This window comes from Spinactinospora alkalitolerans (genome assembly GCF_013408795.1).
Taxonomy (GTDB): Bacteria; Actinomycetota; Actinomycetes; order Streptosporangiales; family Streptosporangiaceae; genus Spinactinospora; species Spinactinospora alkalitolerans.
Genome location: NZ_JACCCC010000001.1, coordinates 4,213,986 through 4,240,277, shown reverse-complemented (window position 1 = coordinate 4,240,277; position 26,292 = coordinate 4,213,986). Strand labels below are relative to the sequence as shown.

The window sequence follows — 26,292 nt, the reverse complement described above, 5'->3', positions numbered from 1 at the left end:
GGTAGGGTTGCGATTGTCTCGCTGGGGCGCCGCAGTACCCTACAAGGGTCCTGTCCAGCGAAGAGAGCCGTTCGCACGGTCCCGAGCAGCCCAACGGAACGGCGCTGCAGCGGGCCCTCCGGAGTACCGCGTCTTCACAGCGGCAGGGGGTGTCCCACTACAGTGGACCCGGAAACCAACCGCGCCGGTCGGTTTTCGACGGGAGCGACCCCGCCTCCCGCCGAGCACCGTTCCGCACCGACAACTGTCAGCCAGCAGCCGCTGCAAGGAGTCACTCAACGTGTCCCGTCGCCTTTTCACCTCCGAGTCGGTCACCGAAGGCCACCCCGACAAGATGGCCGACCAGATCAGTGATGCGATCCTCGACTCGATGCTCAAGGACGACCCCGGGAGCCGGGTCGCCGTCGAGACCCTGATCACCACCGGCCAGGTACACGTCGCCGGAGAGGTCACCACCGAGACCTACGTCGACATTCCCAGCATCATCCGCGAGAAGATCCTGGAGATCGGCTACGACTCCTCCGCGAAGGGCTTCGACGGCGCCTCCTGCGGCGTCTCGGTCTCCATCGGCGCCCAGTCCCCCGACATCGCCCAGGGCGTCGACACCGCCTACGAGACGCGCGCCGAGAAGGGCACGGACGACCTCGACCGCCAGGGCGCCGGCGACCAGGGCCTGATGTTCGGCTACGCCAACCGCGAGACGCCCGAGCTCATGCCGCTGCCGATCAAGCTCGCGCACGCGCTCTCCCAGCGGCTCTCCGACGTCCGCCGCGACGGCACCGTCCCCTACCTGCGCCCCGACGGCAAGACGCAGGTGACGGTGGAGTACGACGGCAACACCCCGGTCCGCCTGGACACCGTGGTGGTCTCCAGCCAGCACGCCCCCGACATCGACCTCGACGAGCTCCTCGCCCCCGACGTCAAGGAGCACGTGATCGCCCCCGTCGTGGCGAGCTACGGGCTGGAGTTCGATGACTACCGCCTGCTGGTCAACCCCACCGGCCGCTTCGAGATCGGCGGCCCGATGGGCGACGCCGGCCTGACCGGCCGCAAGATCATCGTCGACACCTACGGCGGATACGCCCGGCACGGCGGCGGCGCCTTCTCCGGCAAGGACCCGTCCAAGGTCGACCGCTCCGCCGCCTACGCCACCCGCTGGGTCGCCAAGAACATCGTCGCCGCCGGCCTGGCCGACCGCGCCGAGGTCCAGGTCGCCTACGCGATCGGCAAGGCCCACCCGGTGGGCGTCTTCATCGAGACGTTCGGCACCGAGCAGGTCGCCCCGGACGTGATCGAGAAGGCCGTCCAGGAGGTCTTCGACCTGCGCCCGGCCGCGATCATCCGCGACCTGAACCTGCTGCGCCCGATCTACTCCAAGACCGCGGCCTACGGCCACTTCGGCCGCGAGCTGCCCGAGTTCACCTGGGAGCAGACCGACCGCGCCGCGGCCCTGAAGTCGGCCGTGGGGGCCTGAGGGACCGACAGCGGACGACGACGAACGACGACACGGGCGAAGGCCCCCGCCCCTCCCGCCGAGGAGGAGCAGGGGCCTTCGCCCGTGCGGCCCGGGCCGGTCGCGGCCGCACACGGGCCGCCGGTCAGCGCCGCGACCGGTCCGGGATCCGGGTCAGGACCCACTTCTGCAGGCCCTCCAGCGGGCCCTGGGGGAAGCGGCGCAGCCACAGCGGCGCGGCGACCAGCAGGGTCAGGCTCACCGCGGCCCACAGGCCGAGCACCCACCAGGGGCCGGTTCCGGCCAACCTCGAAGCCAGGCCCAGGCCGATGCCGTAGCACAGGAGCATGCAGAGCGCGTTCTGCAGGACGTAGCCCGACATCGCCGTGCGGCCGAGCGCCGACAGGCCCGCGGTGACGGTCCCCGGGCGGCGCACCCGGTCCATCAGCACGCCGATCAGGCCGATGTAGCCCAGCGCCAGGACGGGGGCGCAGACGTAGCGGTCGATCAGGAAGAGGTTCGGCCCCAGGAGCGCCGTGGCCAGGTTCAGCGGGAGGCCGATCCCCAGCCCCCAGGCGAGCATGCGGACCCGCAGCCGGCGTCCGGTGTCGTCCGGGTCGAAGGCCCCGGCCCGGAGCAGCCGTACGCCCAGCAGGAACAGGAACACCAGCAGGGGGAAGGTGATGACGGGCTCGATGCGCAGGACCGCGAAGTTCTCCAGCCGGAACAGCACCTGGTCGAGGTAGCCGCCCTCGACGTAGAGCCGCACCACGTCCGCAGTGCCCGGCGGCGGAGCGGTGTCCTGCGGCGGCGATGCGGCGGGGGCGTACAGCAGCGCCGTCAGCGCCGCCATGAACGCGACGTGCAGCGCGGCCTGCGCCCACATGACGATCCGCTGCGCGCGTTCGGAGCGGGTGAGCAGCCACGCCACCAGCAGCGCGGTGGCGGCGTAGCCCATGAGGACGTCCCAGGCGAAGACCAGGGTGAAGTGGAGCGCGCCTTCGAGCAGCAGGAACAGCGCGCGCCATTTGTACCGGCCGGGCCAGCGCGAACCCCGCTTGGCCGCGGAGCGGAACTGGATGGCCAGGCCGACGCCGAAGAGCAGCGTCAGCAGCGCCAGAAACTTGCCGTTGGCGGCGAACCGGAAGAGGAACTCGGCGACGCCCGCCGCCGTGGGCGCCTCCAGCAGCTCCGCTGCCGCCGGGGCCGCGGCCCCGGTGTCGATGAGCGGGCCGGCGTCGCCGCCGGGGCCGGCGAAGATCCACACGTTGGTGGCCAGCGTCCCCAGGATCGCCGCGCCGCGCAGCACGTCCAGCAGCGGCAGGCGCCCCGCGGGCGCGGCGTGCGCCCGGTCCGCGACCCGTTGCGCGGTGGTGTCCATCGTCGAGCTCCCCCATGATCATCGGCCGGTCGGGCACGCGTCGTGCCCGCTCCGTTCCGATGGTCGCGGCCCAAGGGGCGCGGCCGCCTCCTGCACGCAGCGGAAATGGAGATGCTGCTTTGGATGTAGGCGTTCGGGGTCGGATGCCCGGCGCAGATCGGTGTATCCGGCCGGGCCAAAAGGGCGGGACGGTTCAGGAGACCAGCTCGATGGGGCAGCGCGCCCCCGTCCCTCGGGCGAGCTTGGCGTCGGTGGTCAGGAGAGTGGCTCCAAGGTTCTCGGCCAGGGCGACGTAAGCGGCGTCGTATGCCGAGTAGTTGTGTCGGAGCTCCCAGACCCTGCTGATAAGGGGCCCGAGATCGCGGCGTTCGACCGGCATGGCCAGGAAATCGTGCAGTGCCTGTTCGGCCGGGGGCAGAGTGAGCTTGCCGCCCATCAGCAAACCGCGCAGTACGTTGGCCACCTCTAGGTCGACGAAATGCGGCGCGTACATGCGACGGCCGCGCAGTCGGGCCTCGACGGCCATGCCTCTCGGCTCATGAATGGTCAGCGCGATGATCGCGGAGGTATCGACGACGATCACCCGCGCCGCCCTTCGTGCAGAGCGGCCAGAATGTCCTCGTTCGTGATCTCACTCTTGATCTGTTTCCGGTGCTCGGCGATCTCGTCGAGCACGGCATCACTGACGCGCTGATACTCGTCGTCGGCCATGCTGAAGTACACGGTCTCAGATTCGATGCGGGCGTCCGCCTCGACGAGTGCACGCACGTAGTCCTCTGGTGACATGTGCGCGGCCGCCGCTTTGCGGCGGATGTTTTCGCGAGCATACGGGGACAGTCCCCGGATTTCGATGGGTGCCATGTCGTCCACAGTGTCACCTCCTTCCGCGCTTCGCGTGGCTGCCGATGGGTTCGAATGCTATTGGGCCGAGCCCAAAAAGCCCGGCGAAAAGGGCATCCCCTGCTCCGGGGATGCCCAATCGCCGGAAACCGCGGGGAAAGGTCAAATCCGGATCATGGTGCTGCGCACGATCTCGAACACGGGGTGGCCTCCCGCCGCCTCGACGTAGTCGGCCTCGGAGGAGTCGGGGCCGAGGTCGAAGTGGGGGCCGACGACGACGGCCCTGGGGTGGTCCAGGTACTCGCGCAGCACCGGCCCGGCCCGCTCCGAGGAGACCTCCTGCACGCTGATCAGCTCGATCCAGCCGCCCCGGCGCAGGGTCGCGAACCCGTCCTTGCGGATGTTGTGCACCCAGCCGACCGGGCCGTAGGGGGCGACGAGGAAGCGGCCCCTGCTGTTCTCCACCAGGCTGACCGGCGTGGTGCGCAGGAACCCCGACTTGGCCCCGCGCGTGGTCAGCAGGTGCATCTCCGGCGGGCCGTACCCGTATTTGAGGAAGCCCCCGATGACGGCGTTCGCGGTGCGCCTGAGCCTGGTCATCTGCAATCGCCTCGTCCCGTTCGCCATCGTCATCTCCCTTGTCCGCGCTCCCGTCCATTCTGGGGCGTGCGCCGAGTTCCTCGCGCGTTGCGGTACCCGGCTCGGCCGGGGTTATCCGCGGCGCGGGCCGCCCCGGCCGGACCTCATCGGAACGCGGCGACGCCGGTGACCGCCTGCCCCAGGCTCAGCGCGTGGATCTCCTCGGTGCCCTCATACGTCGCGACGGTCTCCAGGTTCACCATGTGGCGCAGCACCGGGTACTCCAGCGTGATGCCGTTGGCGCCGTGGATCGAACGCGCCGTGCGCGCGACCCGCTGGGCCGCCGCGACATTGGCGAACTTACCGAAGCTCACGTGGTTGTGGTGGCAGGCCCCCCGATCCTTGAGCCGGCCGATCTGCAGCGCCGTGAGGTTGGCGTGGTTGACGTCGACGACCATGTCGGCGAGTTTGCGCTGGGTGAGCTGGAAACCGGCGATGGGCCGGCCGAACTGCACCCGCGTCGAGGCGTAGTCCAGCGCCGCCTCGTAGCAGGCGCGGCCGGCTCCGGCCGCGCCCCACACGATCCCGTAGCGGGCCTCGTTCAGGCAGGACAGCGGGGCGCCGAGCCCGGTGGCGCCCGGCAGGCGCGCCTCGGCCGGCAGCCGCACGCCCTCCAGCACGAGCTCGGAGGTGATCGAGGCGCGCAGCGACAGCTTCCTGTGGATGGTGTTGGCGGTGAAGCCGGGCGCGTCGGTGGGCACCAGGAAACCGCGGACGCCCTCCTCCGTGTCGGCCCAGACCACGGCGACGTCGGCGATGGAGCCGTTGGTGATCCACATCTTCACGCCGTCCAGCACCCAGTCCGAACCGTCGCGGCGGGCCCTGGTGCGCATCGATCCGGGGTCGCTGCCGGCGTCGGGCTCGGTCAGGCCGAAGCAGCCGACGGCCCTGCCCGCCGCCATCCGGGGCAGCCACTCGGTCTTCTGCTCCTCGGAGCCGTACTTGTGGATCGCGGCCATCGCCAGGGAGCCCTGCACCGACACGAAGCTGCGCAGCCCCGAGTCCACCGCCTCCAGTTCGCGGCAGGCCAGGCCGTAGGCGACGGCGCTGGTCCCGGCGCAGCCGTAGCCTTCGAGGTGCATGCCGAACACACCGAGCTCGCCGAAGGACTCGGCCAGCGCCCTGGCCTCGGGGATGGTCCCGGCGTCGAACCAGTCCGCCACGTTGGGCAGCAGCTCCCTGGCCGCGAAGTCGCGGACGGTGTCGCGGATGGCCGCCTCCTCCTCGCTCAGCGAGGCGTCCACGGCGAGGAAGTCGTGCGCGTCGGGGGCCGCGGCCTTGTGCCGGTCACTCATGGGGTTCCTTCCCTGTCTCACTCGATGCCGATGGGTCTGTGGGGGCGCCGCCGGAGCCGCGCCGGGCCGTCACCGGACGCCGCCGCGCCGCACCGCGCCGCGCTCGACCAGCCGGGCGATGTCGGCCTCGGCCAGGCCCAGTTCGGCCAGGACGTCCGCGGAGTGCTGGCCGAGCAGCGGCGGCGGCAGCGGCGGCTCCTCGGCACCGCCGGCGGAGGCCGACCGGAAGCCGGCCCGGAGCAGCTCCAGCGGTCCGGCGGTCGGATGATCGACGGCCACGGTGGCGCCGTCGCCCGCGGCATCGGCGGCGCGGACCGCGTCCAGCACCCCGCGCACCCGGCCGACCGGGACGCCCGCCTCCATGAGCAGCTTCACCCACTCCTCGGCGGTGCGGCCGCGCAGCGCGGCCGAGATCTGTGCGACGAGCCCGTCGCGGTGGGCGACCCGCTGCGGGTTGGTGGCGTAGCGCGGGTCGTCGGCGAGGTCGGGCCGGTTCAGGACGGCGCACAGCCGCCGGTACAGCGAGTCGTTGCCCGCGGCCACGACGATGTCGGCGTCGCCGGTGGGGAACACCTGGTAGGGCACGATGGTGGCGTGGGCGTTGCCGTAGCGCTGCGGTTCCTCGCCGGTGACCAGGGCGCCCTGGCTGAGGCTGGCCAGACCCGACAGCGCCGAGTTGATCAGCGACACCGTCACGTGCTCGCCGATGCCCGTGGCCCTGGCCCGCACCAGCGCGCCCAGGATCGACACCGCGGCGTTCAGGCCGGTGAGCACGTCGGTGATCGCGACCCCCACCTTGGCCGCCGCGCCCCCGGGCTCACCGGTGGCCGCCATCAGGCCGCTCTCGGCCTGCACGATCAGGTCGAAGCCCGGACGGCCCGCCGGTTCGTGTTCGGGGCCGAAGCCGCTGATCGAGCAGTAGACCACGCCGGGGTTGCGCCGCCTGACGTCGGCGTAGCCCAGGCCGAGGCGCTCGACGACGCCGGGACGGAAGTTCTGCACGACCACGTCGGAGCGCGCGCACAGCTCCGCCACGGCGTCCAGGGCCTCGGGGTCCTTGACGTCGACGGCCAGACTGCGCTTGCCCCGGTTGACCGACAGGAAGTAGGCGGCCTCCTCATCGGCCCACGGCGGGCCCCAGGAACGGGTGTCGTCGCCGCGCCCGGGGTGCTCGACCTTGACGACCTCGGCGCCCAGATCGGCCAGCAGCATCGTGGCGTAGGGCCCGGCGAGGACCCTGGAGAGGTCGGCGACCCTGATTCCGGTCAGCGGCTTTGCGTCGGTGCTGCTCATCGTCTGGTGCACTACTCCTTCGGGCCGTGGGAGTCGCGGAGCTGGTAGCAGGTCTCGAGGCAGCGGCGCAGTGCGGTCGCCAGGGCGGCCCCGGACTGGCCGGCGTAGCGGGTCTGCACCCGGTGCACGATCTCGGCGATGTCCTCGGTGACCGACAACCCTTCGACGAGGGCGCGGAAGAACTCCTTGGCGAGGTCGGTCAGCAGGGTGGTGTCCGCGGCGACGATCCGGCCGTCGGAGAGGTCGACGGCGAGCACGACCCCCAGCCGCTCGTACTGCGAGTGGCCGGCCACGGTGTCGGGCAACCGGGCGTAGCCGGAGACGAGGACGACGTCGGGGTTGGTGAAGAGATGCCGGATCTGGTCGTGTCCGTGCACGATGGTCGAGTCCCTCCGATGGGCATGCGAATACTCCGTCGCACTGGAGTCTCGCGCCTGGCGGGACGGCCGGGGGAACCGGCCGCCCTCAGCGGAGGGCAGGCCCTCCCAGTATCGCCGATGCCCGGATGCCGCTGTCAATCTCCCCGGCACGCGGCGCGGGGGCGGCCGGCGGACGCGGCAGGACGGCCGGACGGAAACCGCCCCCGTGAGCGCCCGCTCCGCCGTGCGCTATAGTGGCGCGCAGGTCATGAGTGCCAGCGTCAAGCCCCGGCTTGCTGGCCGGCAACCCTCCTTCCGCGGTGGGGTGCCCCGGGTGAGGACCAGGTCAAGACACGACCGTAACCGTGTCGGACAAGCGCGGACCCCGTCCCGTGGCAGCACGACCGTGCGCCCTGGGGTCCCCCGACCCCATGGAGGTGCCCTGATGACGGCCGTCGCCGATTTCCCCGCCACTGCCCCCGCCACCCGCGCCGAGCGTCCCGAGACCGGCGTCGTGGGGGCCGACGTGCGGATCCCCCTGGTCACGGGGGAGCACGTGGACTACGCCAACTTCGACTACGCGGCCAGCGCCCCGTGCCTGGTCCCGGTGCGCCGGGCGCTGGAGGAGGCGCTGCCCTACTACGCCAGCGTGCACCGCGGCGCCGGGTTCCACTCCCAGGTCAGCACCGAGGCCTACGAGCGGGCGCGCCGTTCGGTGGCCCGATTCGTCGGGGCCCGCGGCGACGACGCCGTGGTCTTCGTCCGCGGCACCACCGACGCGCTCAACCTGCTGGCCCGGTCGGTCCCCGACGGCTGCACCGTCGTCGTCTTCTCCGGCGAGCACCACGCGGCCCTGCTGCCCTGGCAGCACCGGGCCGGCAGGGCCGGAAGGGTCGTCCGGCTGCCGCTGCCCGCGAGCCCGGCCGCCGCGGTCGATGCGGCCAGGGACGCGCTGCGCACCGCACCCGAGGGGCCGCGGCTGCTGTGCGTGACCGCGGCCTCCAACGTCACCGGCGAGCTGTGGCCGGTCGAGGAGCTCACCGAGGTGGCCCACGCGGCCGGAGCCCGCATCGCCGTCGACGCGGCCCAACTGGTCCCGCACCGGGCGTTCGGCCTGTCGAGCAGCGGCGCCGACTACGTGGCACTCTCCGGGCACAAGCTCTACGCCCCGTTCGGCTCGGGCGTACTGGCCGGCCGGACCGACTGGCTGCGCGCCGCGGCGCCCTACCTGGCCGGCGGCGGGGCCACGGCGAACGTCACAGAGGACGACGTGCGCTGGAACGACCTGCCGGCGCGGCACGAGGCCGGCAGCCCCAACGTCCTGGGCGCGGTCGCGCTGGCCGCCGCCTGCGACACGCTGTCGGCGGCCGGCCGGGACCGCCTGCACGAGCAGGAGCAGCGCCTGCTGGACCGGCTGCGCGCCGGCCTGGCCGCGATCCCCGGCGTGCACGACCTGAGCCTGTGGGGCGCCGGCCACCCCCGCGTCGGCATCGTCTCGTTCGTGGTGGACGGGCTGGCGGCCGACCTGGTGGCCGCGGCGCTGTCGGCGGAGCACGGCATCGGCGTGCGCGACGGGCTGTTCTGCGCGCACCTGCTGACCCGGCGGCTGCTGCCGCCCTCCCACTCCCAGGCGGTGCGGGCGAGCCTGGGGCTGGGCACCACCGAGGAGCACGTCGACCGGCTCGTGGGCGCGGTGGCCGAACTCGCCGCGCGCGGCCCGCGCTGGACCTACGGCCACGTCGACGGCCGGATCGCCCCGGTCCCGGACCCGCGGTCCTGACCGCGGCGCCGATCGCGAATTCAAAAAGGACGAAAAGTAATTATCTGCCCGAAACCGGCGTCAATAATCCACCTTTGTTCGCAGCGGATAATTTCTCCTGGAAGCGGTACCATCGAGCGCTAATGAAGGGGTCACGGGAATAGGAGGGCGGAGCCGCACGCCTCCCTCCCGTTGCCGAGCCTCGACCAGCCAACGGCTCGGGGAGCGCGATCGTGACTTGTGAACCGGGGGGCGGCCCCGGCGCGTGGCCGTCCCGGAGGACGCCCCTGGCCGCGTCGGCCCTTGGCGCCGGTGCGGCGGGGCGCCCTCCAGGAGGCGGCGACGGAGCCCCCGCGCGGGGGAGCGGCCGCGAGGCCTCCGAGACCGGCGACGCGCGCCCGCGCGTCATCCGGATCGACGACCACCTGGTGCGGCCCCGGCGGGAGCAGCCGCCCGCCGCGGCGGCGCGGCCGCGGACCGAGCGGGCCAAACGCGGCTTCCTGTGGCGGGTGGTCGACTACCTCGCCTCCGACCTGCGCATCCGGCAGTTCGTGGACCTGGACTCCCGGCTCCCGGCCGCCGACGGCATCCAGCACGCCGCCCGCCGGCACGCTCCCGACGCCCGCGTCGTCTACGTCGACACCGACCCCGTGGTGTCGCTGCACGGCCGGGCGTCGTCGCGCGAGAGGGCCGTGACCGTCCTCAAGGCCGACGGCGCCGACCCCGCCGTCCTCATCGGGGACCTCCGGCTCCGGGGCCGGATCGACTTCACCGAGCCCGTCGCGGTCCTGATGGCGGAGCCGCCCCCGCCGCGGCTCGAGGGCGACGCGGCCCGCGACCTCGTGTGCGCGCTGCACGAGGCGATGTGCCCGGGCGGCCACATCGCCATCGCCCGCACACCGCCCGATCCCGGCGACCCCTGCGCCCGGGAGCTGGCGGCCACCCTGTTCGACCCCTTCGCGCTCATCGAGCCCGGCCTGGCCGACATGTCCTGGTGGCCCTACCCCGACGAGGAGGTCACCGGCACCGGGGTCGGAGTCGTGGCCGGGGTCGCGCGCCGGACCTGAAGCAGCGGGCGGCGCCGCGGTCGCACGGGCGCCGAGCCAACGGGGGAGATGGAAGAGACATGTCGCTGAACTGGACCGCCGAGATCCTGGGCCAACTGGAGTTCTACTGGGAGACCTCGATGTGGCCCCGGCTGCGCGGGCTGGACGACGAGGAGTTCTTCTGGGAACCTGTCGAGCACTGCTGGTCGGTGCGCCGCCGGCCCGACGGCTCCTTCACGGTCGACGGGGAGTGGCCCGAACCCGCTCCGCCCCCGGTCACGACGATCGCCTGGCGGCTCGGCCACATCATCGTCGACGTGCTGGAGACGCGGGTGAACCACCACTTCGGCGACCGGAGCATGACCGTGCGCTCCGCGGTCTGGCCGAGCAGCGCGCAGGAGGCGCTGATCCGGCTGCACGACGCCTACGAGCAGTGGCGGACCGGCGTGGCGGCTCTGGACGCCGAAGCGCTGGCCGCGCCCGTGGGCGCCGCCGAACCGCCGGAGTGGGCGGAGTTCCCCTTCGCGATGCTGGCCCTGCACATCAACCGCGAGTTCATCCACCACAGCGCCGAGGTCGCCCTCCTGCGCGACCTCTACCGGGCCAAGGGCGGCTCCCCGGCCGCCATCGGGTGATCGCGCAGCTCAGCGGCTTGCGCGGCCGGTGAGAGCGGGGAGAGCGGCAAGGGCCGGGCCCGCTCCGTTCGTCACCGGGCTCTGATAAGACTGGCACGATGACTGCGCAGCCCCGCCCCGACGAGGGGGCCCTCTTCGACGTGCCCCGCGCGAAGGCGGCGGCCGGGAGGAAGACCCCGCCCAAACGGAGGCCGGCCGCGGAGCTGCCCGTCGCGCGGATCGTCGTCGACACCCCGCTGCCGCACCTCGACCGGCCGTTCGACTACCGGGTGCCCGACACCCTCGACGCGGCCGCGGTGCCCGGGTGCCGGGTCAGGGTGCGCTTCAACGGCCAGCTCCTGGACGGTTTCCTGCTGGAGCGCGCCGAGGAGTCGGACTTCCAGGGCCAGCTCGCCTACCTGCACCAGGTCGTCTCCTCCGAGCCCGTGCTCACGCCCGAGATCCACGGGCTCGCCCGGGCCGTCGCCGACCGCTACGCCGGCACCCTCAACGACGTGCTGCGCCTGGCCGTCCCGCCGCGCCACGCCCGGGTCGAGAAGGAGACCGGGGCGGAACCCGGTCCTGACGAGCCGGGGCCGCACGCGCCGGACCCCGGACCGTGGTCGGACTACCCGGCCGGCCCGGCCTTCCTCACCGCCCTGGGCGGGGGCGGCGCCCCCCGAGCGGTGTGGAGCGCACTGCCGGGTGCGGACTGGTGCGACGCCGTCGCCGTCGCGGTCACGGCCGCCGTCGCCGCCGGGCGCGGGGCCGTGGTCGTGGTCCCCGACGGCAGGGACGTCACCGCCGTGGACGCTGCGCTGGCCGAGCGGCTGGGCCCCGGTCGGCACGTCGCGCTCACCGCCGAGCTCGGTCCGGCCGAGCGCTACCGCCGCTGGCTGTCGGTGCTGCGCGGCGGGGTCCGCGCGGTGGTGGGCACCCGCGCCGCGATGTTCGCGCCGGTGCGCGACCTCGGTCTGGTGGTGCTCTGGGACGACGGCGACGACGTCCACTGCGATCCGCACGCCCCCTACCCGCACGCCCGAACGGTGCTGTCGCTGCGCGCGCACCGCGCCGGCGCGGCCGCGCTGATCGGCGGATTCACCCGCACGACCGATTCCGCCCAGCTCGTGGAGTCGGGCTGGGCCCACCCGCTGACCGCCGACCGCGAACTCGTGCGCCGCCGGGCCCCGCGGGTGCGCGCCGCCGGCGACGACGCCGAGCTGGCCCGCGACGAGGCCGCCCGCTCCGCCCGGCTGCCGAGCCTGGCGCTGCGCGTGGCCCGCGAGGCCGCCCAGGAGGGGCCGGTACTGATCCAGGTGCCGCGGCGCGGCTACCTCAACGCGCTGGCCTGCGCCCGGTGCCGCGCACCGGCGCGCTGCCCCGGCTGCCAGGGGCCGCTCGCGCTGCGCAGCGCGCACGCGATGCCGTACTGCCGGTGGTGCGGCCGGATCGCCGGGGAGTGGCGGTGCGCCGACTGCGAGCACGGGCGGATGCGCGCGACGGTGGTGGGGGCCCGCCGCACCGCTGAGGAGCTGGGGCGGGCGTTCCCCTCGGTCCCGGTGCGCACCTCCGGCCGCGAGGAGATCCTGACCGAGGTCGGGGACCGGCCCGCGCTGGTGGTGGCCACGCCGGGTGCGGAGCCCGCGGCCGCCGGCGGCTACGCCGCGGCGGTGCTGCTCGACGGCTGGGCGCTGCTGGGCCGCGCCGACCTGCGCGCCGCCGAGGAGGCGCTGCGGCGCTGGTGCAACGCCTCGGCCCTGGTCCGTCCGGCCACCGAAGGCGGCCAGGTCGTGGTGCTGGCCGACGCCTCGCTGCCGGTGGTCCAGGCGCTCATCCGCTGGGACCCGGCCGGTTTCGCGGAGCGGGAGCTGGCCGAGCGCCGCGAGCTGGGCTTCCCCCCCGCCGTCACGATGGCCTCGGTCACCGGCGAACCGGCCCGCGTCCGCGAGCTCGTGGACGGCCTCGCCCTGCCCGAGGGCGCCGAACTGCTGGGACCCGTCCCGGTCGCGGATCCGAAGGGAACCGGCCAGGTCGAGCGCGCCCTGCTGCGCGTGCCGAGGAACGCCACCCGGCACCTCACCAGTGCGCTGCAGGCCGCCGCCGCGGCGCGCAGCGCACGCAAGGACGACCACCAGGCCCAGATCCGGATGGACCCGCTGCAGGTGCTCTAGCCTCGGTCGCGCTCTGAGCCCCCGCTGGCCGGGGCGGGCCACACGCCGGAGGTGCCGCGGCGGTGGCTGCCGACCAGGTGGGTGTCGATGATGCCGACGGCCTCCATGAGCGCGAACATCGTCGTGGGGCCGACGAAGGCGAAGCCCTTGCGGCGCAGCGCCTTGGAAAGGGCGGTGGACTCGGGCGAGCGGGTGGGGATCTCCTCGACGGTGCGCGGCGCCGGGGTGGACGCGGGCCGGAACGACCAGACGAAGCCGACCAGGCCGCCCTCCTCGCGCAGGGCGAGGGTCGCCCGGGCGTTGGCGACGGCGGCGCGGATCTTGCGTTCGTTGCGGACGATCCGCCGGTCGGCCATGAGGCGTTCGACGTCGTCGGCGGTGTAGGCGGCGACGGTGTCGGGGCGGAAGCCGTGGAAGGCCTCGCGGAACGCCGGGCGCTTGCGCAGGATGGTCGCCCAGGACAGACCCGCCTGGAAGGCCTCGAGGCTGATGCGCTCGAACAGGCCCTGCTCGTCGCGGACGGGCATGCCCCATTCGGTGTCGTAGTAGTCGCGCAGCAGCGGATCGGTGGCGGCCCAGGGCGGTCGGGCCAGTCCGTCCTCGCCGACCACCGCCCCGGTGGCGGAGGAGGACTCGGAGGGCTGCGCGGCGGAACGGTCGTCCCGGCTCTCGGAGGGGCTGTGGTCCATGGGGCTCTCTTCACGGGAGGGGCGGGTGGCCGGGGTGGCCGGACAAGGGCGCGGGCGGGCGTCGGACCGATCCGGCGGCCGGACCGGCCGGTTCCGGACGGCACCTCGGGCACGCCATGGTAGGCCAGGACGCACCGGGAGCCGCCGCCGGTGGTGAGCGCCTTCGGCCCCGCGGCGTTCGCGGCCTCACCGGTCCCCGCCCGCTCTCTTCCATCGGGCGTACTCCTCCGGCAGGCAGACCGCGCAGGGCCGGTAGCCGGCGGCGACGGCGGTGGGCTCGTCGGCGAAGAACACCCGGTCGGCGGTGTAGCCGCCCCTGGCGATGGCGCGCAGCGCCGACGGGCAGTCCAGCCGGCCGTACAACCGCCCCCGCCGGTTGCCGCCCAGCGTTCCCGGCACGGCGCTCCGATGGGGGCGGCCGTCGGCGCCGATCAGCGTGTGGGTCCGCACCCGTGCTCCTCGTTCAGGCGGTGCTCTCCAGGTCCAAGAGGCGCTGCTTCGCCCGGGCGCCGCCGATGTAGTGGCCGATGGCGCCGCTGCTGCGGACCACGCGGTGGCAGGGCAGCACGATCGGCAGCGGGTTGGTCGCGCACGCGGTGCCGGCCGCGCGCACCGCCTTGGGGCTGCCGGCGGCGGTGGCGACGGCGGTGTAGCTGGCGGTCGCGCCGTAGCCGATCGAGGGCAGACCGGCCAGGACCCGGCGGCGGAAGCCATGGGAGAGCCGCAGGTCCAGTTCCAGGTCGAAGGCGGTGCGGCGCTTCCGGAAGTACTCGTCGATCTGGCGGGCGGCGGTATCCAGGCGGTCGGGCGCTCTCAGGACGCGCGGGCTGATCCGGACGGCCAGTTGCCGCAGCACCGCGTCGTGGTCCTCGGCCGCATAGGCCACCCGCACCAGCCCCTGCGGGGTGGCGGCCAGCAGCAGCGTCCCGAGGGGGGAGTCGACGGTGCGGTAGGCGACGTCGAGCAGCCCCTGGGCGTGGGCTGCGGTGGTCAGCCGGTCGTGCAGCCGCCGGTGCGTCGCCTCCTCGGCGGGCGGTGGCGCGGTGAGGGTGGCGAGTACGGGGTCGTGGTTCATCGGGGTGTTCCTTTGCCGTGGGTGGTGCGCAGGGTCTTGATGCCGTCGGCGGCGGCGCGTCGGGCGGCCTGCTCGGTGCCGCCGAGGATGCGGGCGATCTGGGCGTAGGGCAGGCCGGCGACGTGGTGGTAGGCCAGGACCCGGCGTTGTTTGGGGGGCAGGGCCTTGAGGGCGTCCCACAGGTCGTCGTGGTGGATGTGGGGGTCGGAGTCGGGGGCTGGGGTGTCGGTGATGTGGTCGGTGGGGACGGGGCCGCGGGCGCGGGCGCGGTGCTGGTCGAGGGCCTTGCGGTGGGCGATGGTGACCAGCCAGGCCTCGGTGTTGGCCCGGGGGTCGAGGTCGGGGTAGGCGCGCAGGGCGGCCAGGAAGGTCTCGGACCAGGCGTCCTCGGCGTCGTGGGGGCCCAGCACGGCCCGGCACACGCGCAGCACGGTCGGCCCGTGCTCGGCCACGACCTCCTCGAACGGTTTCAGGCTCACACCAGGTAGACGTTCCCGCCGGGCGGAACGTGAGACGGCCGCCCGAAAAAACCGGGCGGCGGGCGCGTCCCGCCGCCGCCTGCGCTCCGGGAGGACGCCTTAGACTTGGGCGGGGTCCGCCGCAGGCCGCACCGCGCACGACCGCTTCGCCGCCGTCCGGCTGCGCGGCGCGCACCGCGCCGCCGTCGCGCCCGCACGCGGCGGGCCCGGGCCGCAGCGGTCCGCGGACCCCGCGCCTCCCGTCGCGATCCGGCCGCTCCGCGAGCCGGGCCCGGCACGCCATGGCGGAGGAATGCGGGGGGTCGAGAAGCACAACGTTGGGGGTTGGGGCACAGATGAGATTGGTCTTCGCGGGAACGCCCGAGGTCGCGGTGCCGGCGCTGGAGGCGCTGCTGGACTCCCGGCACGAGGTCGTCGCGGTCGTCACGCGCCCCGACGCCGCGTCGGGGCGCGGCCGCAGGGTCTCGGTGAGCCCCGTCGCGCAGCGGGCGGCCGAAGCGGGGCTGGAGGTCCTCAAACCCGCGAAGGCCGGCGAACCGGAGTTTCTGGACCGGCTGCGCGAGCTCGCCCCCGACTGCTGCCCGGTCGTGGCCTACGGCGCGCTGCTGCGCCAGGACGCGCTGGACGTTCCCCGGCACGGCTGGATCAACCTGCACTTCTCGCTGCTGCCGGCCTGGCGCGGGGCGGCCCCGGTGCAGCACGCCGTGCTGCACGGCGACGACGTGACCGGTGCGGCCACGTTCCGGATCGAGCCGGCCCTGGACTCCGGCCCGGTCTACGGCGTGCTCACCGAACCGATCGGTCCCCGCGACACCAGCGGCGAACTGCTCGGCCGGCTCGCCCGCTCAGGGGCCGACCTGCTGGTGCGCACCCTGGACGGCATCGAGTCCGGTGAGCTGGCCGCCCGCCCGCAAAGTGCCGACGGGGTCTCCATCGCCCCGAAGCTCACCTCCGAGGACGCCCGCGTCGACTTCGGAGCCCCGGCGATGCGGGTGGACCGCCTGGTGCGCGCCTGCACCCCCGCTCCCGGGGCGTGGAGCACCTTCCGCGGTGCGCGGATCAAGCTCGGTCCGGTCCTTCCGGCCCCGGACGCCCCCGCGCTGCCGCCCGGCCGCCTGTCGGCCGACAAGAAGCGGGTCCTGGTCGGCACCGCGACCCACCCGGTGGAACTCGGCGACGTCCAGCCGCAGGGCAAGCGTTCGATGTCGGCCGTGGAGTGGGCCCGCGGCGTGCGCCCCGGCGCGGAGGAGGAGCTCGGGCGGGACTGATCCCCGGCAGGACCCCGTTGGTGCGGGAGCCCGCCGGGCCGGGCGTCTCGCGGGCGCCGGAACCGCCGGTTCGGGCTCGCGGCGCCGGGGCCGCAGGAGAAGGGCCGCTCCCCGCCACCGGCCCGCTGACCTGTAGACCTCTGTACCCTCGATGCGGGGCCGCCGGAAGGCGGGCCGCCCGAGTTTCCCGGCGTGAGGCAGATCAAGAGTGAATGACCGTTCCCGTTCCCCCTACCGCCCCGCACGCCGCGGACCCAAGCGCCGCGGCACGCCGCCGCCGGCCCCCAAGGACCCGGCGCGCCGGATCGCCTACGAGGTGCTGCGCGCGGTGGACGCCCGGGACGCCTACGCCAACCTGCTGCTGCCGTCCCTGCTGCGCGAGCGCGGCGTCACCGGGCGGGACGCGGCCCTGGCCACCGAGCTGACCTACGGGACCCTGCGCCGCCAGGGCACCTATGACGCGATCCTGGACGCCTGCGTCGATCGGTCGCTGCGCTCGGTCGACGCCGAGGTCCTGCCGGTCCTGCGGCTGGGAGCGCACCAGTTGCTGGCCACGAAGATCCCGCCGCACGCGGCCGTCAGCGCGACGGTCGACGTCGCCCGCAAGGTCGTCGGCCACCACCGGGCCCGCTTCGCCAACGCCGTGCTGCGCAGGGTGAGCGCGCGCGGCCTGGAGGAGTGGCTGCCCATCGTGGCCCCCGACCGCGCCGCCGACCCGCTCGGGCACCTCGCCGTGGTGCACAGCCATCCCCGCTGGATGGCGGAGGCGCTGGCGGCCGCGCTGGGCGACGCCCCCGACGGCGATCTCGCCGAGACCGAGCGCCTGCTCGCCGCGCACAACGAACGCCCCCGCGTGACCCTGCTGGCCAAGCCGGGCCGCGCCGCCGTCGCCGACCTGATCGGCGACGGCGCGACCGAGGCCCGCTATTCGCCGCACGCCGCCTACCTGCCCGAGGGCGACCCCGGTGCCCTGCGCGCGGTGCGCCAGGGGCGCGCCGCGGTGCAGGACGAGGCGAGCCAGATGGTCGCGCTCGCGCTGACCAGGGTCGCCGTCGAGGGCTCCGACGCCCGCTGGCTGGACATGTGCGCCGGCCCCGGGGGCAAGGCGGCCCTGCTGGGCGGTCTCGCCGGTCAGCGCGACGCCCGGCTGCTGGCCGCGGAGGTCCAGCCCGCCCGCGCCCGGCTCGTCGCCGGCGCCGTGGAACGGTCGGTCCGCGACGCGGCGCGCACCGTGGTCGCCGACTCCACCCGCCCGGCCTGGCGCGCCGGCGCCTTCGACCGGGTGCTGGTCGACGCGCCCTGCACCGGCATGGGCGCGCTGCGCCGCCGCCCCGAAGCCCGCTGGCGGCGCACCCCCGGCACCGCCGCGGAACTGGCCCCGCTCCAGCGCGACCTGCTGCACCGGGCGCTCGACGCCGCGCGGTCCGGCGGCGTCGTCGCCTACGTGACCTGCTCGCCGCACCTGGCCGAAACCCGCGACATCGTGGCCGCGGTGCGGGCCGAGCGCTCCGACACCGAGCCGGTCCGCGCGGCCGACCACCTCGCCGAGGTCCCCGATGTCGCGGTGGGCGACCACGCGCAGTTCTGGCCGCACCGGCACGGCACCGACGCCATGTTCCTCGCCCTGCTGCGCAAGCTCTAGCGAGGTCCGCGGAAGTCGCGCGCCCCGGATCGGCGCCCCTTCTCGCCGATCTTGACCTTGTGGGGTTATCGCAACGTTTTCAGGGCCCATAAGGCCGACGTGGGTTTGAAGGGCGATTCTCTCGCGTGGCCGAAGGCCCCTAGACGGAAATCGTCCTCCCGCGCGCGAAGCGCACGCCGACGCCGTGGACGCGGGACGGCACCATGGTTTCGGCCCGCGCCCAAAGCTGCGGCGTGCGGTTGTGTCCTTGGGCCGGGGTTCAAACTCCTGTGGCCGAGGTCGGCGGGCGCGGCGGCCCGCCGCCTTGGGCGCGCACCGAAACCCCGATTGTGGCCTGGAGCCCAAGCAGGCGGCGTGGGTGGCGCGGCGCCGGGGTGATCCCTGTGGGGGGCCTTCGGCCGCGCGAGAGGATCGCCCGGTCACCGCGGACCCCTCCTTCGGCTGAGGCTTCAAGACCCCCGGTGGTCGAGGTTGAAACTCAAGGTCAAGATCGACGAGACGACCACTGCAAAACGGACATCGTGCGTGCCGTCCCGGACCCGCCACCGGCCTCGGCGCCGCTTTTCCCTCAAGGCCACCCGTCGCCCGACCGACCGGCAAGGCCGCACAGCGGACCTTGGCCGCCTGACCACCGGCCACCACCCGACCCCGCTTCCGCGAACCTCGGTGGAAGACCGCTGGAGGTCCTGCCGGGTGCCTCAGGCTCGGCCGCTGAAGGCGGCCACGGTGGCCTGGCTAGACTCGGAATCGTGGCAATCCAGATCTCACCCAGCATCCTCTCCGCCGACTTCGCCCATCTCGCCGATGAGGCCGCGGCGGTCGCGGACTCCGCCGACTGGCTGCACGTCGACGTCATGGACAACCATTTCGTGCCGAACCTGACGTTGGGGCTGCCGATCGTGAAATCCCTGCGCAAGGCCGCCGCGCTGCCGCTGGACTGCCACCTGATGATCGAGGATCCCGACCGCTGGGCCCCGGCCTACGCCGAGGCGGGCGCCGGCAGCGTCACCATCCACGCCGAGGCGGCCAAGGCGCCGGTGCGCACGCTGCGCACCATCCGCTCCGAGGGGGCCAGGGCCGGCCTCGCGCTCAACCCGGCCACGCCGGTCGACCCCTACGCCGACCTCCTGCCCGAGCTCGACATGCTGCTGCTCATGACGGTCGAGCCGGGCTTCGGCGGGCAGAGGTTCCTCGACGTCGTGCTGCCGAAGATCCGCCGTGCGCGCGAACTGGTCGGCACCCGCGACGCCGCCGTGTGGCTGCAGGTCGACGGCGGCGTCAGCGCCGAGACGATCGAGCGCTGCGCCGAGGCGGGCGCCGACGTGTTCGTGGCCGGCTCCGCGGTCTACGGGGCGCAGGACCCCTCCGCCGCGATCGACGCCCTGCGCGCCCAGGCCGAACAGGCCGTCGGCCGGTAGCACGCCGGCCAGGCGCGCGTGACCGGCGCCACCGTCGATCCACTATCCTCGTCTCCTGCTTGGTTTGCCCGTGAGGGGTGGCGGCAGGCCACCGAGGCGCGTCCCGGGCCCCGACGATGCGCGAGGTGAGGAATGGAAGCGATCTGGGAGGCCGAGAGCGGGGCCGTAAGCCGGCTGCAGGAGATCGGCGGCTGGTCCGCACCGCCGTTCTCCGCGCTGTTCGCGAACGGGTTCGACCTGCTCTACCTGGTCGCCGTGCCGCTGCTGCTCTGGTGCGTCAGCACGGGCTGGGGAACCCGGCTCTCACTGCTGCTCACCGGCGGGTCACTGGTCAACGGCCTGCTGAAGACCGCCCTGCACGCCCCTCGGCCCTCGTGGTACACCCTCAGGGTGAGCCCGCTGGTGCCGGGAACGACTTTCGGCGCGCCCGCCGGTGCGGCGCAGGGCGCGGTGACGCTGCTCGGCTACGTCGGGCTCAAGACCGACCGCCGGTGGGCCCGCCCCGCGGCCGCCGCGCTCATCGTGCTGGTCGCCCTGGCAGGCGTCCACCTCGGCGCCGCCTTCTTCAGCGGCACCCTGCTCGGCCTGGTCGTCGGCGCCGTGCTGCTGTGGCTGGTGCTGCGCTACGAGGCCGCACTGCTGCGGTGGTGGCGGGCGCGCCCGCTGCGCACCCAGATCGCCTGCGCGCTCGCCCTCTCCCTGGCGGTCCCGGTGACCGCCGCGGTCTGGCAGGCGGTGGTCTGGGGCGGCTGGACGGCGCCGCGCGGGTGGACCGGGACGGTCCCGCCCGACGCCGCGACCGCCACGCTGCAGCACGTCTTCGTGCTCGGCGGGGCGCTGTTCGGCCTGCTCGCAGGTTTCTCGCTGCTCGCGGCGCGGGGCTGGTACAGCGCGGAGGGATCGCTGGTGTCCCGCGCCTCGCGCTATGTGACGGGCAGCACCGGGATCCTGCTGATCCTGGTGCTGCACGTGCTGGTCCCCGTCCCGGGAGGCGCCGCAGGCCTGCTCGTCTCCTACGTCCTCCACGCGCTGCTGTCGCTGTGGATCGCCTTCGGGGCCCCGGAGCTGTTCGTCCGGACCCGCCTGGCCGACCGCCCGCTCCGTGCGGAGGCCGGGGAGCCGGTCCCGCACTGAGGCCGCGGGGCGCCGTTCCGGCCGACCCCGGTGGATGCCGGGAATACCCCCGCATGGCACACTTGTTCACAGAGACGTTCGAAAGACGCGTGCTCCGGGGTCGGTGAAAATCCGAACCGGCGGTGACAGTCCGCGACCCGGCCGAAGCCATCGGCCGGTTGAACCGGTGAAATTCCGGTACCGACGGTGAAAGTCCGGATGGGAGGCAGCGCGCGCGGGACCGCTCGACCCTGCGATCACGGGTCACCGGTCTCTCGACGGCATTCGCCGTCCTGCAGCATCCCCGGAGCCTGACCAGGTAAAGGGGATGGCTCCACGTGTTCACCGGAATCGTAGAAGAGCTGGGCGAGGTCGTCGCGATCGAGCCCGTCGGCGACACCGCCGGCGAGGCCGCCAGGCTGACGATCCAGGGCCCCACCGTCACCTCCGACGCCGCCCACGGCGACTCCGTTTCGGTCAACGGCGTATGCCTCACGGTCACCGAATCCGCCGACGGGCGCTTCAGCGCCGACGTCATGAAGGAGACGCTGGACCGTTCCAGCCTGGGCGACCTCGCCGCCGGCTCCCCGGTCAACCTGGAGCGCGCGGCCAGGATCTCCGCCCGCCTCGGCGGCCACATCGTGCAGGGCCACGTCGACGGCACCGGCCGGATCCTGGAACGCGTCCCCGGAACGCGGTGGGAGACCGTCCGGATCTCGCTGCCCGACGGCCTCGCCCGCTACGTCGTGGAGAAGGGATCCATCGCCGTGGACGGCGTGAGTCTCACCGTCGCCTCCGTCGACCCGGGATCCTTCACGATCAGCCTGATCCCCACCACCCTCGACCTCACCACCCTGGGCCGCAAGGCCGCGGGCGAACCGGTCAACCTGGAGGTCGACGTCGTGGCCAAGTACGTGGAGCGGCTGGTCACCGCGGACGAAGGCGGCGCCCGATGAGCGGCGCGCCCACCGGAGCCCTCCGGCGCACGCGCGCCGGGGCGCAGGCCAGCGAGCACACCCCCGACCGGCAAGTCCCGACCAGCAGCACAGCCCAAGGAGCAGCCATGTCGATCGCCGAGGAGCAGTCCGAGGCACTCATCCCGCTGGACGACGTCACCGAAGCGGTCGCCGACATCGCCGCCGGCCGCCCGGTCGTGGTCGTGGACGACACCGACCGCGAGAACGAGGGCGACATCATCTTCGCGGCGGATGCGGCAACGCCGGAGCTGCTGGCCTTCATAATCCGCTACACCTCCGGCGTGGTGTGCGTGCCCATGCTCGGCGAGGACCTGGACCGGCTCGACCTCCCGCTGATGACCTCGGTCAACGAGGAGAGCATGCGCACCGCCTACACCGTCACGGTGGACGCCCGTTCCGGCGTGTCCACCGGCATCTCGGCCGCGGACCGCGCCCACACCATCCGGCTGCTCGCCGACGCGCGCACCGTCCCCGGCGACTTCGTCCGGCCGGGCCACATCCTGCCGCTGCGCTACCGTCCCGGCGGCGTGCTCGTCCGCCGCGGTCACACCGAGGCCGCCGTGGATCTGGCCCGGCTGGCCGGGCTGCGGCCGGCCGGCGTGCTGGCCGAGGTCGTCAACGACGACGGGACCATGGCGCGGTTGCCGCGGCTGCGCGAGTTCGCCGATGAGCACGGGCTCAGGCTGATCTCGGTGGAGCAGCTCGCCGAGCTGCGAGCCGACGAGCGAGCGGAGGCGTCGGTGCCTGTTCGCGGAGCGAGTGTCGCTGCGGCGGTGGAGCGGAGCGAGGAGGTGAGCGCGAGTGGGGGTGCCGAGCTGCGAGCCGACGAGCGAGCGGAGGCGTCGGTGCCTGTTCGCGGAGCGCGTGTCGCTGCGGCGGTGGAGCGGAGCGAGGAGGCGGACTCGTCGCGGGCCGACACCCTTGTCGACCGGGTCGTGGAGACCCGCATCCCCAACCGCTACGGGGAGTGGCGGGCGGTGGGCTACCGGAGTCCGAGCGACGGCGCCGAGCACGTCGCGCTGGTCTACGGCGACCTCGGCGACGGCACCGATGTGCTGACCCGGCTGCACTCCGAATGCCTCACCGGTGACGCCTTCGGCTCGCACCGCTGCGACTGCGGCACCCAGCTCGACGCCGCCATGGCCGGCATCGCCGAGGAGGGCCGCGGCGTGCTCGTCTACCTGCGCGGCCACGAGGGGCGCGGCATCGGGTTGCTGCACAAGCTGAAGGCCTACCGGCTGCAGGACTCCGGGATCGACACCGTCGACGCCAACCTGGAACTCGGCCTGCCGGCCGACGCCAGGGAGTTCGGCGCGGGAGCCCGGATCCTGGCCGACCTCGGGGTGCGCTCGGTCCGGTTGCTGAGCAACAACCCGGGCAAGGTCGAGGGGATCTCCCGGTACGGCGTCAGCGTCACCCGGCGGATCTCGATGCCCACCGTCGTCACCGCCGACAACCTGCGCTACCTGCAGACCAAGCGGGACCGGATGGGGCACGACCTGCCCGGCCTGTTCGCCGAACCCCGGCGGGCCGCGGCGCAGGCCGACCCGGTGTGGCCGGGAGCGGCCGGCGGACGGCCTCCGTCCTCCGGCGAAGCCGCGGTCAACTGACCGCACCCGCCATCCGATCATCCGACACCTGCAAGGACCGGGAGAATCATGAGTGGAGCCGGACGCCCCGAGCTGGCGGTCGACGCCTCGGGGCTGACCCTGGGCATCGTCGCGACCCGGTGGAACGCCGAGATCGTCGACCCCATGCTGGAGCGCGCGCTCGCGGCGGCCGAGGAGTGCGGCGCCGCCGCGCCGACCGTGGTGCGCGTCGCCGGTGCCGTGGAGATCCCCGTCGTCGCCCAGGAGCTCCTGCGCGGCCACGACGCCGTGGTCGCCCTGGGCGCGGTGATCCGGGGCGGCACCCCGCATTTCGAGTACGTCTGCCAGTCGCTCACCCAGGGGCTCACCAAGGTCGCGCTGCGCGAATCCGGCCCCGTTGCCAACGGTGTGCTGACCTGTGACACGCTGGAGCAGGCGCGCGATCGGGCCGGCCTGCCGGGGAGCCGCGAGGACAAGGGCCGGGATGCCGCCGTCGCCGCGCTCGACACCGCCCTGGTGCTGCGCGGGCTGCGCCGCACCGGCGTCCCCGCCGGCCGACCGGCGCGGGATGCTTTGCAACGGTGATCCGCGGTGGCACCGTGGGCAGGAGGAGTTAGGGAGAGCCGTGCGGCCGGGAGACGTGGGGAAAGAGGACGCCGTGGACGAGGCCGCGGACCGGCCGGTGCCGGAACTGCCCGTGACGTGGCGGCCGCGCAACATGCGCGTCGTCGCCTACGGCCTGGCCGCCCTGTCGCTGGTGACCATGGCCGTGCTGGCGGTCATCATGCCGCCCGAGTGGGGGCTGCAGGACCGCGTGCTGCTGTTCCTGTTCGGCGTGCTGTGCGTGGGGGTGCTGCACCTGCTCGCCCGGCCGCGCGTGGCCGCCACGGAGGAGGGGGTCACGGTGGTCAACTGCATCAGGACCCATGTCCTGGTGTGGCCCGAGATCATCGACGTGCGCATGCCGGTGGGGGAGCCGTGGCCCACCATCGACCTGGCCGACGGCTCCACGCTGGCGGCCATGGGCATCCAGAGCAACGACGGCGCCCTGGCTGAGCGCAATCTGGCCCGGTTCCAGGTGCTGCTGCACGAACGGGGCGAGGCCGAGGAGCCGGGGCGGCGCGGATTCTGACCGGTGTCCGGCGATCGGGTTCGCGCAGGGGGCGGCTGTCGCAGTGTGCGCAAGCCGCCGGCGGCGCAGCGGATCCGGGCCTCGAAAGTCCCGCCTCGCCTCGCGGACGCAGTGGTCGGAGCTCGGTGAGGAAGCCGGAATGCGAAAAGGCGGACGTGGAATTCCCGCCTTTTCTTGAATTCTCCGAAACCGAATCGGCGCGGGCCGCGTCATACGGTTATGGACGTCGAGATCCGGGACAGAAAGCATCGCCGGTACCGCAGGGTCGACCGAGTGGCCGCGCTGATCTGGTTCGTCATCGTGGTCCTGGCCGTCATCTCGTTGATCGTCGACTGACGAAAGACCGACCCGCACCGGGGCGGCCGCGCCGCGGCCGCTCTTTTGCGTTGCCGAGCCGCCTCGCCGGGTTCTCCGCGGAAGTCCCACCGGAGCAGAAAGGGGAAGGCGCCGTACGGGTGCGGCGGGCAGGGACCGAGGAAAGGAATCGGAGAATGCGCGACCCCGCAGCGGAGCCCGAGCGGCCGGCGTTCCGCATGACCGATACCGCCAGGCTGAAGGCGCAGGCGTGGAGCGCCGTCGGGATCGGGGCGGTGTTCGCGCTCATGGGGGTGCTGATGGCGGCGGTGGTCCTCACCGGCGTCGACCCGGCCGCGCTCGCCGCCGAACCCGTCGCGGTCGCGGTCGTGGCGCTGGTCTTCCTCGGCGGGGCGTCGCTGCTGCCGCTGGGACTCCTCCAGGCGCGCGTCGTGCGGGAGGCCGAGGTCCGGCTGACGCCTGAGGGCGTCGTCCAGCGGGCGACGCGCACTCGGGTGATCCCGTGGCCGGAGATCCTCGACGTGCAGGTCGTCTCCCGCGGCTTCGCCTGGAGGGTGCGCCTGACGCTGACGCAGGGGCGCACCGCCACGCTCGTCGCGCCCATGACCCGGCGGCCGCCGCCGGACCGGCAGTTCGCGCGGGAGGTCGGCACGCTCCGCGAATGGTGGGAACGGCACCGCTGAGGGGTAGGTGCCGGACTGTGCCGAACTACGAGTCCCGCACGCCGATTTTGGAGGAACATGATCATTACCGGTGTGCTCCGCAGCGCATAGCCTGGCTTCAAGCGGCAGGAGGGTGCGCATGAGCAGTGTGACCGAGACGGCGACCGCCGCGGTCGCCACGCCGGAGCGGCTGGCCGAGCTGCTGGACGACCAGGACTACCTCGCCGATGACGGCGCGGCCACCGCCTGCTTCCTCGCCCTGAGGATGGGCCGCCCGCTCTTCCTCGAGGGCGACGCGGGAGTGGGCAAGACCGAGCTGGCCAAGGCCGTGGCCGCGGTGCTGGGCGGCTCGCTCATCCGGCTCCAGTGCTACGAGGGCATCGACGCGGCCCAGGCCCTCTACGACTGGGACTACCCCCGCCAGTTGCTGCACCTGCGTGCGGCCCAGGCGGCCGGCGTCGAGGAGGTCACCGAGCTGGAGTCCGGCCTCTACGATCGCCGGTTCCTGCTCGCCCGTCCGCTGCTGCGCGCGCTTGAGGGCGGCGGGAACGCGCCCGGCGTGCTGCTCGTCGACGAGATCGACCGCGCCGACGACGAGTTCGAGGCGTTCCTGCTGGAGTTCCTCTCCGACTTCACCATCTCCATCCCGGAACTGGGCACCGTGCGCGCGGCCGTCCCCCCGGTCGTGGTGCTGACCTCCAACCGCACCCGCGAGGTCCACGACGCGCTCAAGCGCCGCTGCCTCTACCACTGGATGCCGCACCCCGACTTCCGGCGCGAGGTCGACATCATCCGGCGCCGGCTGCCCGGGGCCACCGAGCGGCTGGTCCGCGATGTCGCGGCGGCCGTCCAGCGGCTGCGCGACCCGGCCGCCTCGGGCGTCGACCTGCTCAAGCCGCCCGGTGTCGCCGAGAGCATCGACTGGACCGCGGCGCTGCTCGCGCTGGGCGCGCGCGAACTCGATCCCGACCTCGCGGCCCGCACGCTGGGCGCCCTGGTCAAGCACCGCGAAGACCACGAGGGCGTGCGGCGCCGGCTCTCGGCCCTGCTCAACGGGCACGGCTCCGAGGCCGCGGGGTAGCC

The 26,292-nt window shown here is 73.7% G+C and carries 26 protein-coding genes and 2 riboswitches; of the genes, 15 read left to right on the top strand and 11 right to left on the bottom strand.

Annotated features, from left to right (window positions below; translation table 11 throughout):
• Positions 1-280 precede the first annotated feature (280 nt).
• Positions 281-1,474: a methionine adenosyltransferase gene (gene metK, locus HDA32_RS18775; RefSeq protein ID WP_179644460.1), complete on the top strand. Its 1,194-nt coding sequence runs from the start codon at positions 281-283 to the stop codon at positions 1,472-1,474.
• 124 nt (positions 1,475-1,598) lie between these two features.
• Here the strand turns inward: metK and HDA32_RS18770 are convergent, their stop codons facing one another.
• The 7 genes from HDA32_RS18770 to HDA32_RS18740 all read right to left on the bottom strand — a co-directional run bounded on the left by HDA32_RS18770 (position 1,599) and on the right by HDA32_RS18740 (position 7,278).
• Positions 1,599-2,834 carry a DUF418 domain-containing protein gene (locus tag HDA32_RS18770; protein WP_179644459.1) on the bottom strand — a complete coding sequence of 412 codons (1,236 nt, stop codon included), beginning with the start codon at positions 2,832-2,834 and terminating at the stop codon, positions 1,599-1,601.
• A gap of 193 nt (positions 2,835-3,027) precedes the next feature.
• Complete coding sequence (locus tag HDA32_RS18765; protein WP_179644457.1) at positions 3,028-3,417, bottom strand: type II toxin-antitoxin system VapC family toxin; 390 nt, start codon at positions 3,415-3,417, stop codon at positions 3,028-3,030.
• On the bottom strand, positions 3,414-3,704 hold the full coding sequence (locus tag HDA32_RS18760) for a hypothetical protein (protein ID WP_179644455.1): 291 nt from the start codon (positions 3,702-3,704) through the stop codon (positions 3,414-3,416). Before HDA32_RS18760 ends, HDA32_RS18765 begins: the two co-directional genes overlap by 4 nt.
• Before the next feature lie 132 nt (positions 3,705-3,836).
• Positions 3,837-4,301, bottom strand: a complete 465-nt coding sequence (locus HDA32_RS18755) for a nitroreductase/quinone reductase family protein (RefSeq protein ID WP_179644453.1) — start codon at positions 4,299-4,301, stop codon at positions 3,837-3,839.
• A 116-nt stretch (positions 4,302-4,417) separates the two neighbouring features.
• Positions 4,418-5,608 (bottom strand): acyl-CoA dehydrogenase family protein, encoded by a 1,191-nt coding sequence (locus HDA32_RS18750; RefSeq protein WP_179644451.1) that lies wholly within the window; start codon positions 5,606-5,608, stop codon positions 4,418-4,420.
• Between the two features lie 69 nt (positions 5,609-5,677).
• A complete protein-coding gene (locus HDA32_RS18745) occupies positions 5,678-6,901 on the bottom strand; it encodes a CaiB/BaiF CoA transferase family protein (RefSeq protein WP_179644449.1) in 1,224 nt (407 codons plus the stop codon).
• A gap of 11 nt (positions 6,902-6,912) precedes the next feature.
• On the bottom strand, positions 6,913-7,278 hold the full coding sequence (locus HDA32_RS18740) for a DUF3870 domain-containing protein (RefSeq protein WP_179644447.1): 366 nt from the start codon (positions 7,276-7,278) through the stop codon (positions 6,913-6,915).
• A gap of 246 nt (positions 7,279-7,524) precedes the next feature.
• Positions 7,525-7,645, top strand: a riboswitch (SAM riboswitch).
• A gap of 60 nt (positions 7,646-7,705) precedes the next feature.
• Here HDA32_RS18740 and HDA32_RS18735 point away from each other — a divergent pair.
• The 4 genes from HDA32_RS18735 to HDA32_RS18720 all read left to right on the top strand — a co-directional run bounded on the left by HDA32_RS18735 (position 7,706) and on the right by HDA32_RS18720 (position 12,850).
• A complete protein-coding gene (locus HDA32_RS18735; protein WP_179644445.1) occupies positions 7,706-9,040 on the top strand; it encodes an aminotransferase class V-fold PLP-dependent enzyme in 1,335 nt (444 codons plus the stop codon).
• 212 nt (positions 9,041-9,252) lie between these two features.
• Positions 9,253-10,086 (top strand): SAM-dependent methyltransferase, encoded by an 834-nt coding sequence (locus HDA32_RS18730; protein WP_179644443.1) that lies wholly within the window; start codon positions 9,253-9,255, stop codon positions 10,084-10,086.
• A 59-nt stretch (positions 10,087-10,145) separates the two neighbouring features.
• Positions 10,146-10,700 (top strand): DinB family protein, encoded by a 555-nt coding sequence (locus HDA32_RS18725; RefSeq protein WP_179644441.1) that lies wholly within the window; start codon positions 10,146-10,148, stop codon positions 10,698-10,700.
• A gap of 98 nt (positions 10,701-10,798) precedes the next feature.
• Positions 10,799-12,850: a primosomal protein N' gene (locus tag HDA32_RS18720; RefSeq protein ID WP_179644439.1), complete on the top strand. Its 2,052-nt coding sequence runs from the start codon at positions 10,799-10,801 to the stop codon at positions 12,848-12,850.
• Here the strand turns inward: HDA32_RS18720 and HDA32_RS18715 are convergent.
• The 4 genes from HDA32_RS18715 to HDA32_RS18700 all read right to left on the bottom strand — a co-directional run bounded on the left by HDA32_RS18715 (position 12,847) and on the right by HDA32_RS18700 (position 15,093).
• Positions 12,847-13,539 (bottom strand): DNA-3-methyladenine glycosylase I, encoded by a 693-nt coding sequence (locus HDA32_RS18715; RefSeq protein WP_179644437.1) that lies wholly within the window; start codon positions 13,537-13,539, stop codon positions 12,847-12,849. The two genes, HDA32_RS18720 and HDA32_RS18715, sit on opposite strands and share 4 nt — an antisense overlap.
• Positions 13,540-13,725: 186 nt before the next feature.
• On the bottom strand, positions 13,726-13,989 hold the full coding sequence (locus tag HDA32_RS18710; protein ID WP_179644435.1) for an Ada metal-binding domain-containing protein: 264 nt from the start codon (positions 13,987-13,989) through the stop codon (positions 13,726-13,728).
• Positions 13,990-14,002: 13 nt separating this feature from the next.
• Positions 14,003-14,614 carry a methylated-DNA--[protein]-cysteine S-methyltransferase gene (locus HDA32_RS18705; protein WP_179644433.1) on the bottom strand — a complete coding sequence of 204 codons (612 nt, stop codon included), beginning with the start codon at positions 14,612-14,614 and terminating at the stop codon, positions 14,003-14,005.
• Positions 14,611-15,093, bottom strand: coding sequence for an RNA polymerase sigma factor (locus HDA32_RS18700; protein WP_312863239.1), 483 nt, complete (start codon positions 15,091-15,093; stop codon positions 14,611-14,613). The genes HDA32_RS18705 and HDA32_RS18700 overlap by 4 nt, the downstream gene beginning before the upstream one ends.
• 335 nt (positions 15,094-15,428) lie before the next feature.
• On the opposite strand from HDA32_RS18700, the gene fmt reads away from it, so the two are divergent.
• The 10 genes from fmt to HDA32_RS18650 all read left to right on the top strand — a co-directional run bounded on the left by fmt (position 15,429) and on the right by HDA32_RS18650 (position 26,290).
• Complete coding sequence (gene fmt / locus HDA32_RS18695; protein ID WP_179644431.1) at positions 15,429-16,361, top strand: methionyl-tRNA formyltransferase; 933 nt, start codon at positions 15,429-15,431, stop codon at positions 16,359-16,361.
• Between the two features lie 208 nt (positions 16,362-16,569).
• On the top strand, positions 16,570-18,003 hold the full coding sequence (locus HDA32_RS18690; protein WP_179644430.1) for an RsmB/NOP family class I SAM-dependent RNA methyltransferase: 1,434 nt from the start codon (positions 16,570-16,572) through the stop codon (positions 18,001-18,003).
• A gap of 749 nt (positions 18,004-18,752) precedes the next feature.
• Positions 18,753-19,421, top strand: coding sequence for a ribulose-phosphate 3-epimerase (rpe, locus tag HDA32_RS18685; RefSeq protein WP_179644428.1), 669 nt, complete (start codon positions 18,753-18,755; stop codon positions 19,419-19,421).
• A gap of 132 nt (positions 19,422-19,553) precedes the next feature.
• Entirely contained in the window at positions 19,554-20,555 is a 1,002-nt protein-coding gene (locus tag HDA32_RS18680; RefSeq protein ID WP_179644426.1) for a phosphatase PAP2 family protein, read from the top strand.
• Between the two features lie 85 nt (positions 20,556-20,640).
• Positions 20,641-20,771, top strand: a riboswitch (FMN riboswitch).
• Positions 20,772-20,872: 101 nt separating this feature from the next.
• Entirely contained in the window at positions 20,873-21,490 is a 618-nt protein-coding gene (locus tag HDA32_RS18675) for a riboflavin synthase (RefSeq protein WP_179644424.1), read from the top strand.
• 107 nt (positions 21,491-21,597) lie between these two features.
• Complete coding sequence (ribA, locus tag HDA32_RS18670; RefSeq protein ID WP_179644422.1) at positions 21,598-23,121, top strand: GTP cyclohydrolase II; 1,524 nt, start codon at positions 21,598-21,600, stop codon at positions 23,119-23,121.
• A gap of 48 nt (positions 23,122-23,169) precedes the next feature.
• Positions 23,170-23,685 (top strand): 6,7-dimethyl-8-ribityllumazine synthase, encoded by a 516-nt coding sequence (gene ribH / locus HDA32_RS18665; RefSeq protein ID WP_179644421.1) that lies wholly within the window; start codon positions 23,170-23,172, stop codon positions 23,683-23,685.
• Positions 23,686-23,758: 73 nt separating this feature from the next.
• Positions 23,759-24,232, top strand: a complete 474-nt coding sequence (locus tag HDA32_RS18660; protein WP_376766970.1) for a PH domain-containing protein — start codon at positions 23,759-23,761, stop codon at positions 24,230-24,232.
• 491 nt (positions 24,233-24,723) lie between these two features.
• Positions 24,724-25,230, top strand: a complete 507-nt coding sequence (locus HDA32_RS18655; RefSeq protein ID WP_179644419.1) for a hypothetical protein — start codon at positions 24,724-24,726, stop codon at positions 25,228-25,230.
• A gap of 118 nt (positions 25,231-25,348) precedes the next feature.
• On the top strand, positions 25,349-26,290 hold the full coding sequence (locus HDA32_RS18650; RefSeq protein ID WP_179644417.1) for an AAA family ATPase: 942 nt from the start codon (positions 25,349-25,351) through the stop codon (positions 26,288-26,290).
• Positions 26,291-26,292 lie beyond the last annotated feature (2 nt).

Excerpts from the sequence above, each read along its gene's own strand:
- HDA32_RS18770 (WP_179644459.1), bottom strand. The coding sequence starts at position 2,834 with ATGGACACCACCGCGCAACGGGTCGCGGACCGGGCGCACGCCGCGCCC.
- HDA32_RS18755 (WP_179644453.1), bottom strand. The coding sequence starts at position 4,301 with ATGGCGAACGGGACGAGGCGATTGCAGATGACCAGGCTCAGGCGCACC.
- HDA32_RS18750 (WP_179644451.1), bottom strand. The coding sequence starts at position 5,608 with ATGAGTGACCGGCACAAGGCCGCGGCCCCCGACGCGCACGACTTCCTC.
- HDA32_RS18745 (WP_179644449.1), bottom strand. The coding sequence starts at position 6,901 with ATGAGCAGCACCGACGCAAAGCCGCTGACCGGAATCAGGGTCGCCGAC.
- HDA32_RS18735 (WP_179644445.1), top strand. The coding sequence starts at position 7,706 with ATGACGGCCGTCGCCGATTTCCCCGCCACTGCCCCCGCCACCCGCGCC.
- HDA32_RS18725 (WP_179644441.1), top strand. The coding sequence starts at position 10,146 with ATGTCGCTGAACTGGACCGCCGAGATCCTGGGCCAACTGGAGTTCTAC.
- HDA32_RS18720 (WP_179644439.1), top strand. The coding sequence starts at position 10,799 with ATGACTGCGCAGCCCCGCCCCGACGAGGGGGCCCTCTTCGACGTGCCC.
- HDA32_RS18715 (WP_179644437.1), bottom strand. The coding sequence starts at position 13,539 with ATGGACCACAGCCCCTCCGAGAGCCGGGACGACCGTTCCGCCGCGCAG.
- HDA32_RS18705 (WP_179644433.1), bottom strand. The coding sequence starts at position 14,614 with ATGAACCACGACCCCGTACTCGCCACCCTCACCGCGCCACCGCCCGCC.
- fmt (WP_179644431.1), top strand. The coding sequence starts at position 15,429 with ATGAGATTGGTCTTCGCGGGAACGCCCGAGGTCGCGGTGCCGGCGCTG.
- HDA32_RS18680 (WP_179644426.1), top strand. The coding sequence starts at position 19,554 with ATGGAAGCGATCTGGGAGGCCGAGAGCGGGGCCGTAAGCCGGCTGCAG.
- ribA (WP_179644422.1), top strand. The coding sequence starts at position 21,598 with ATGTCGATCGCCGAGGAGCAGTCCGAGGCACTCATCCCGCTGGACGAC.
- ribH (WP_179644421.1), top strand. The coding sequence starts at position 23,170 with ATGAGTGGAGCCGGACGCCCCGAGCTGGCGGTCGACGCCTCGGGGCTG.
- HDA32_RS18655 (WP_179644419.1), top strand. The coding sequence starts at position 24,724 with ATGCGCGACCCCGCAGCGGAGCCCGAGCGGCCGGCGTTCCGCATGACC.
- HDA32_RS18650 (WP_179644417.1), top strand. The coding sequence starts at position 25,349 with ATGAGCAGTGTGACCGAGACGGCGACCGCCGCGGTCGCCACGCCGGAG.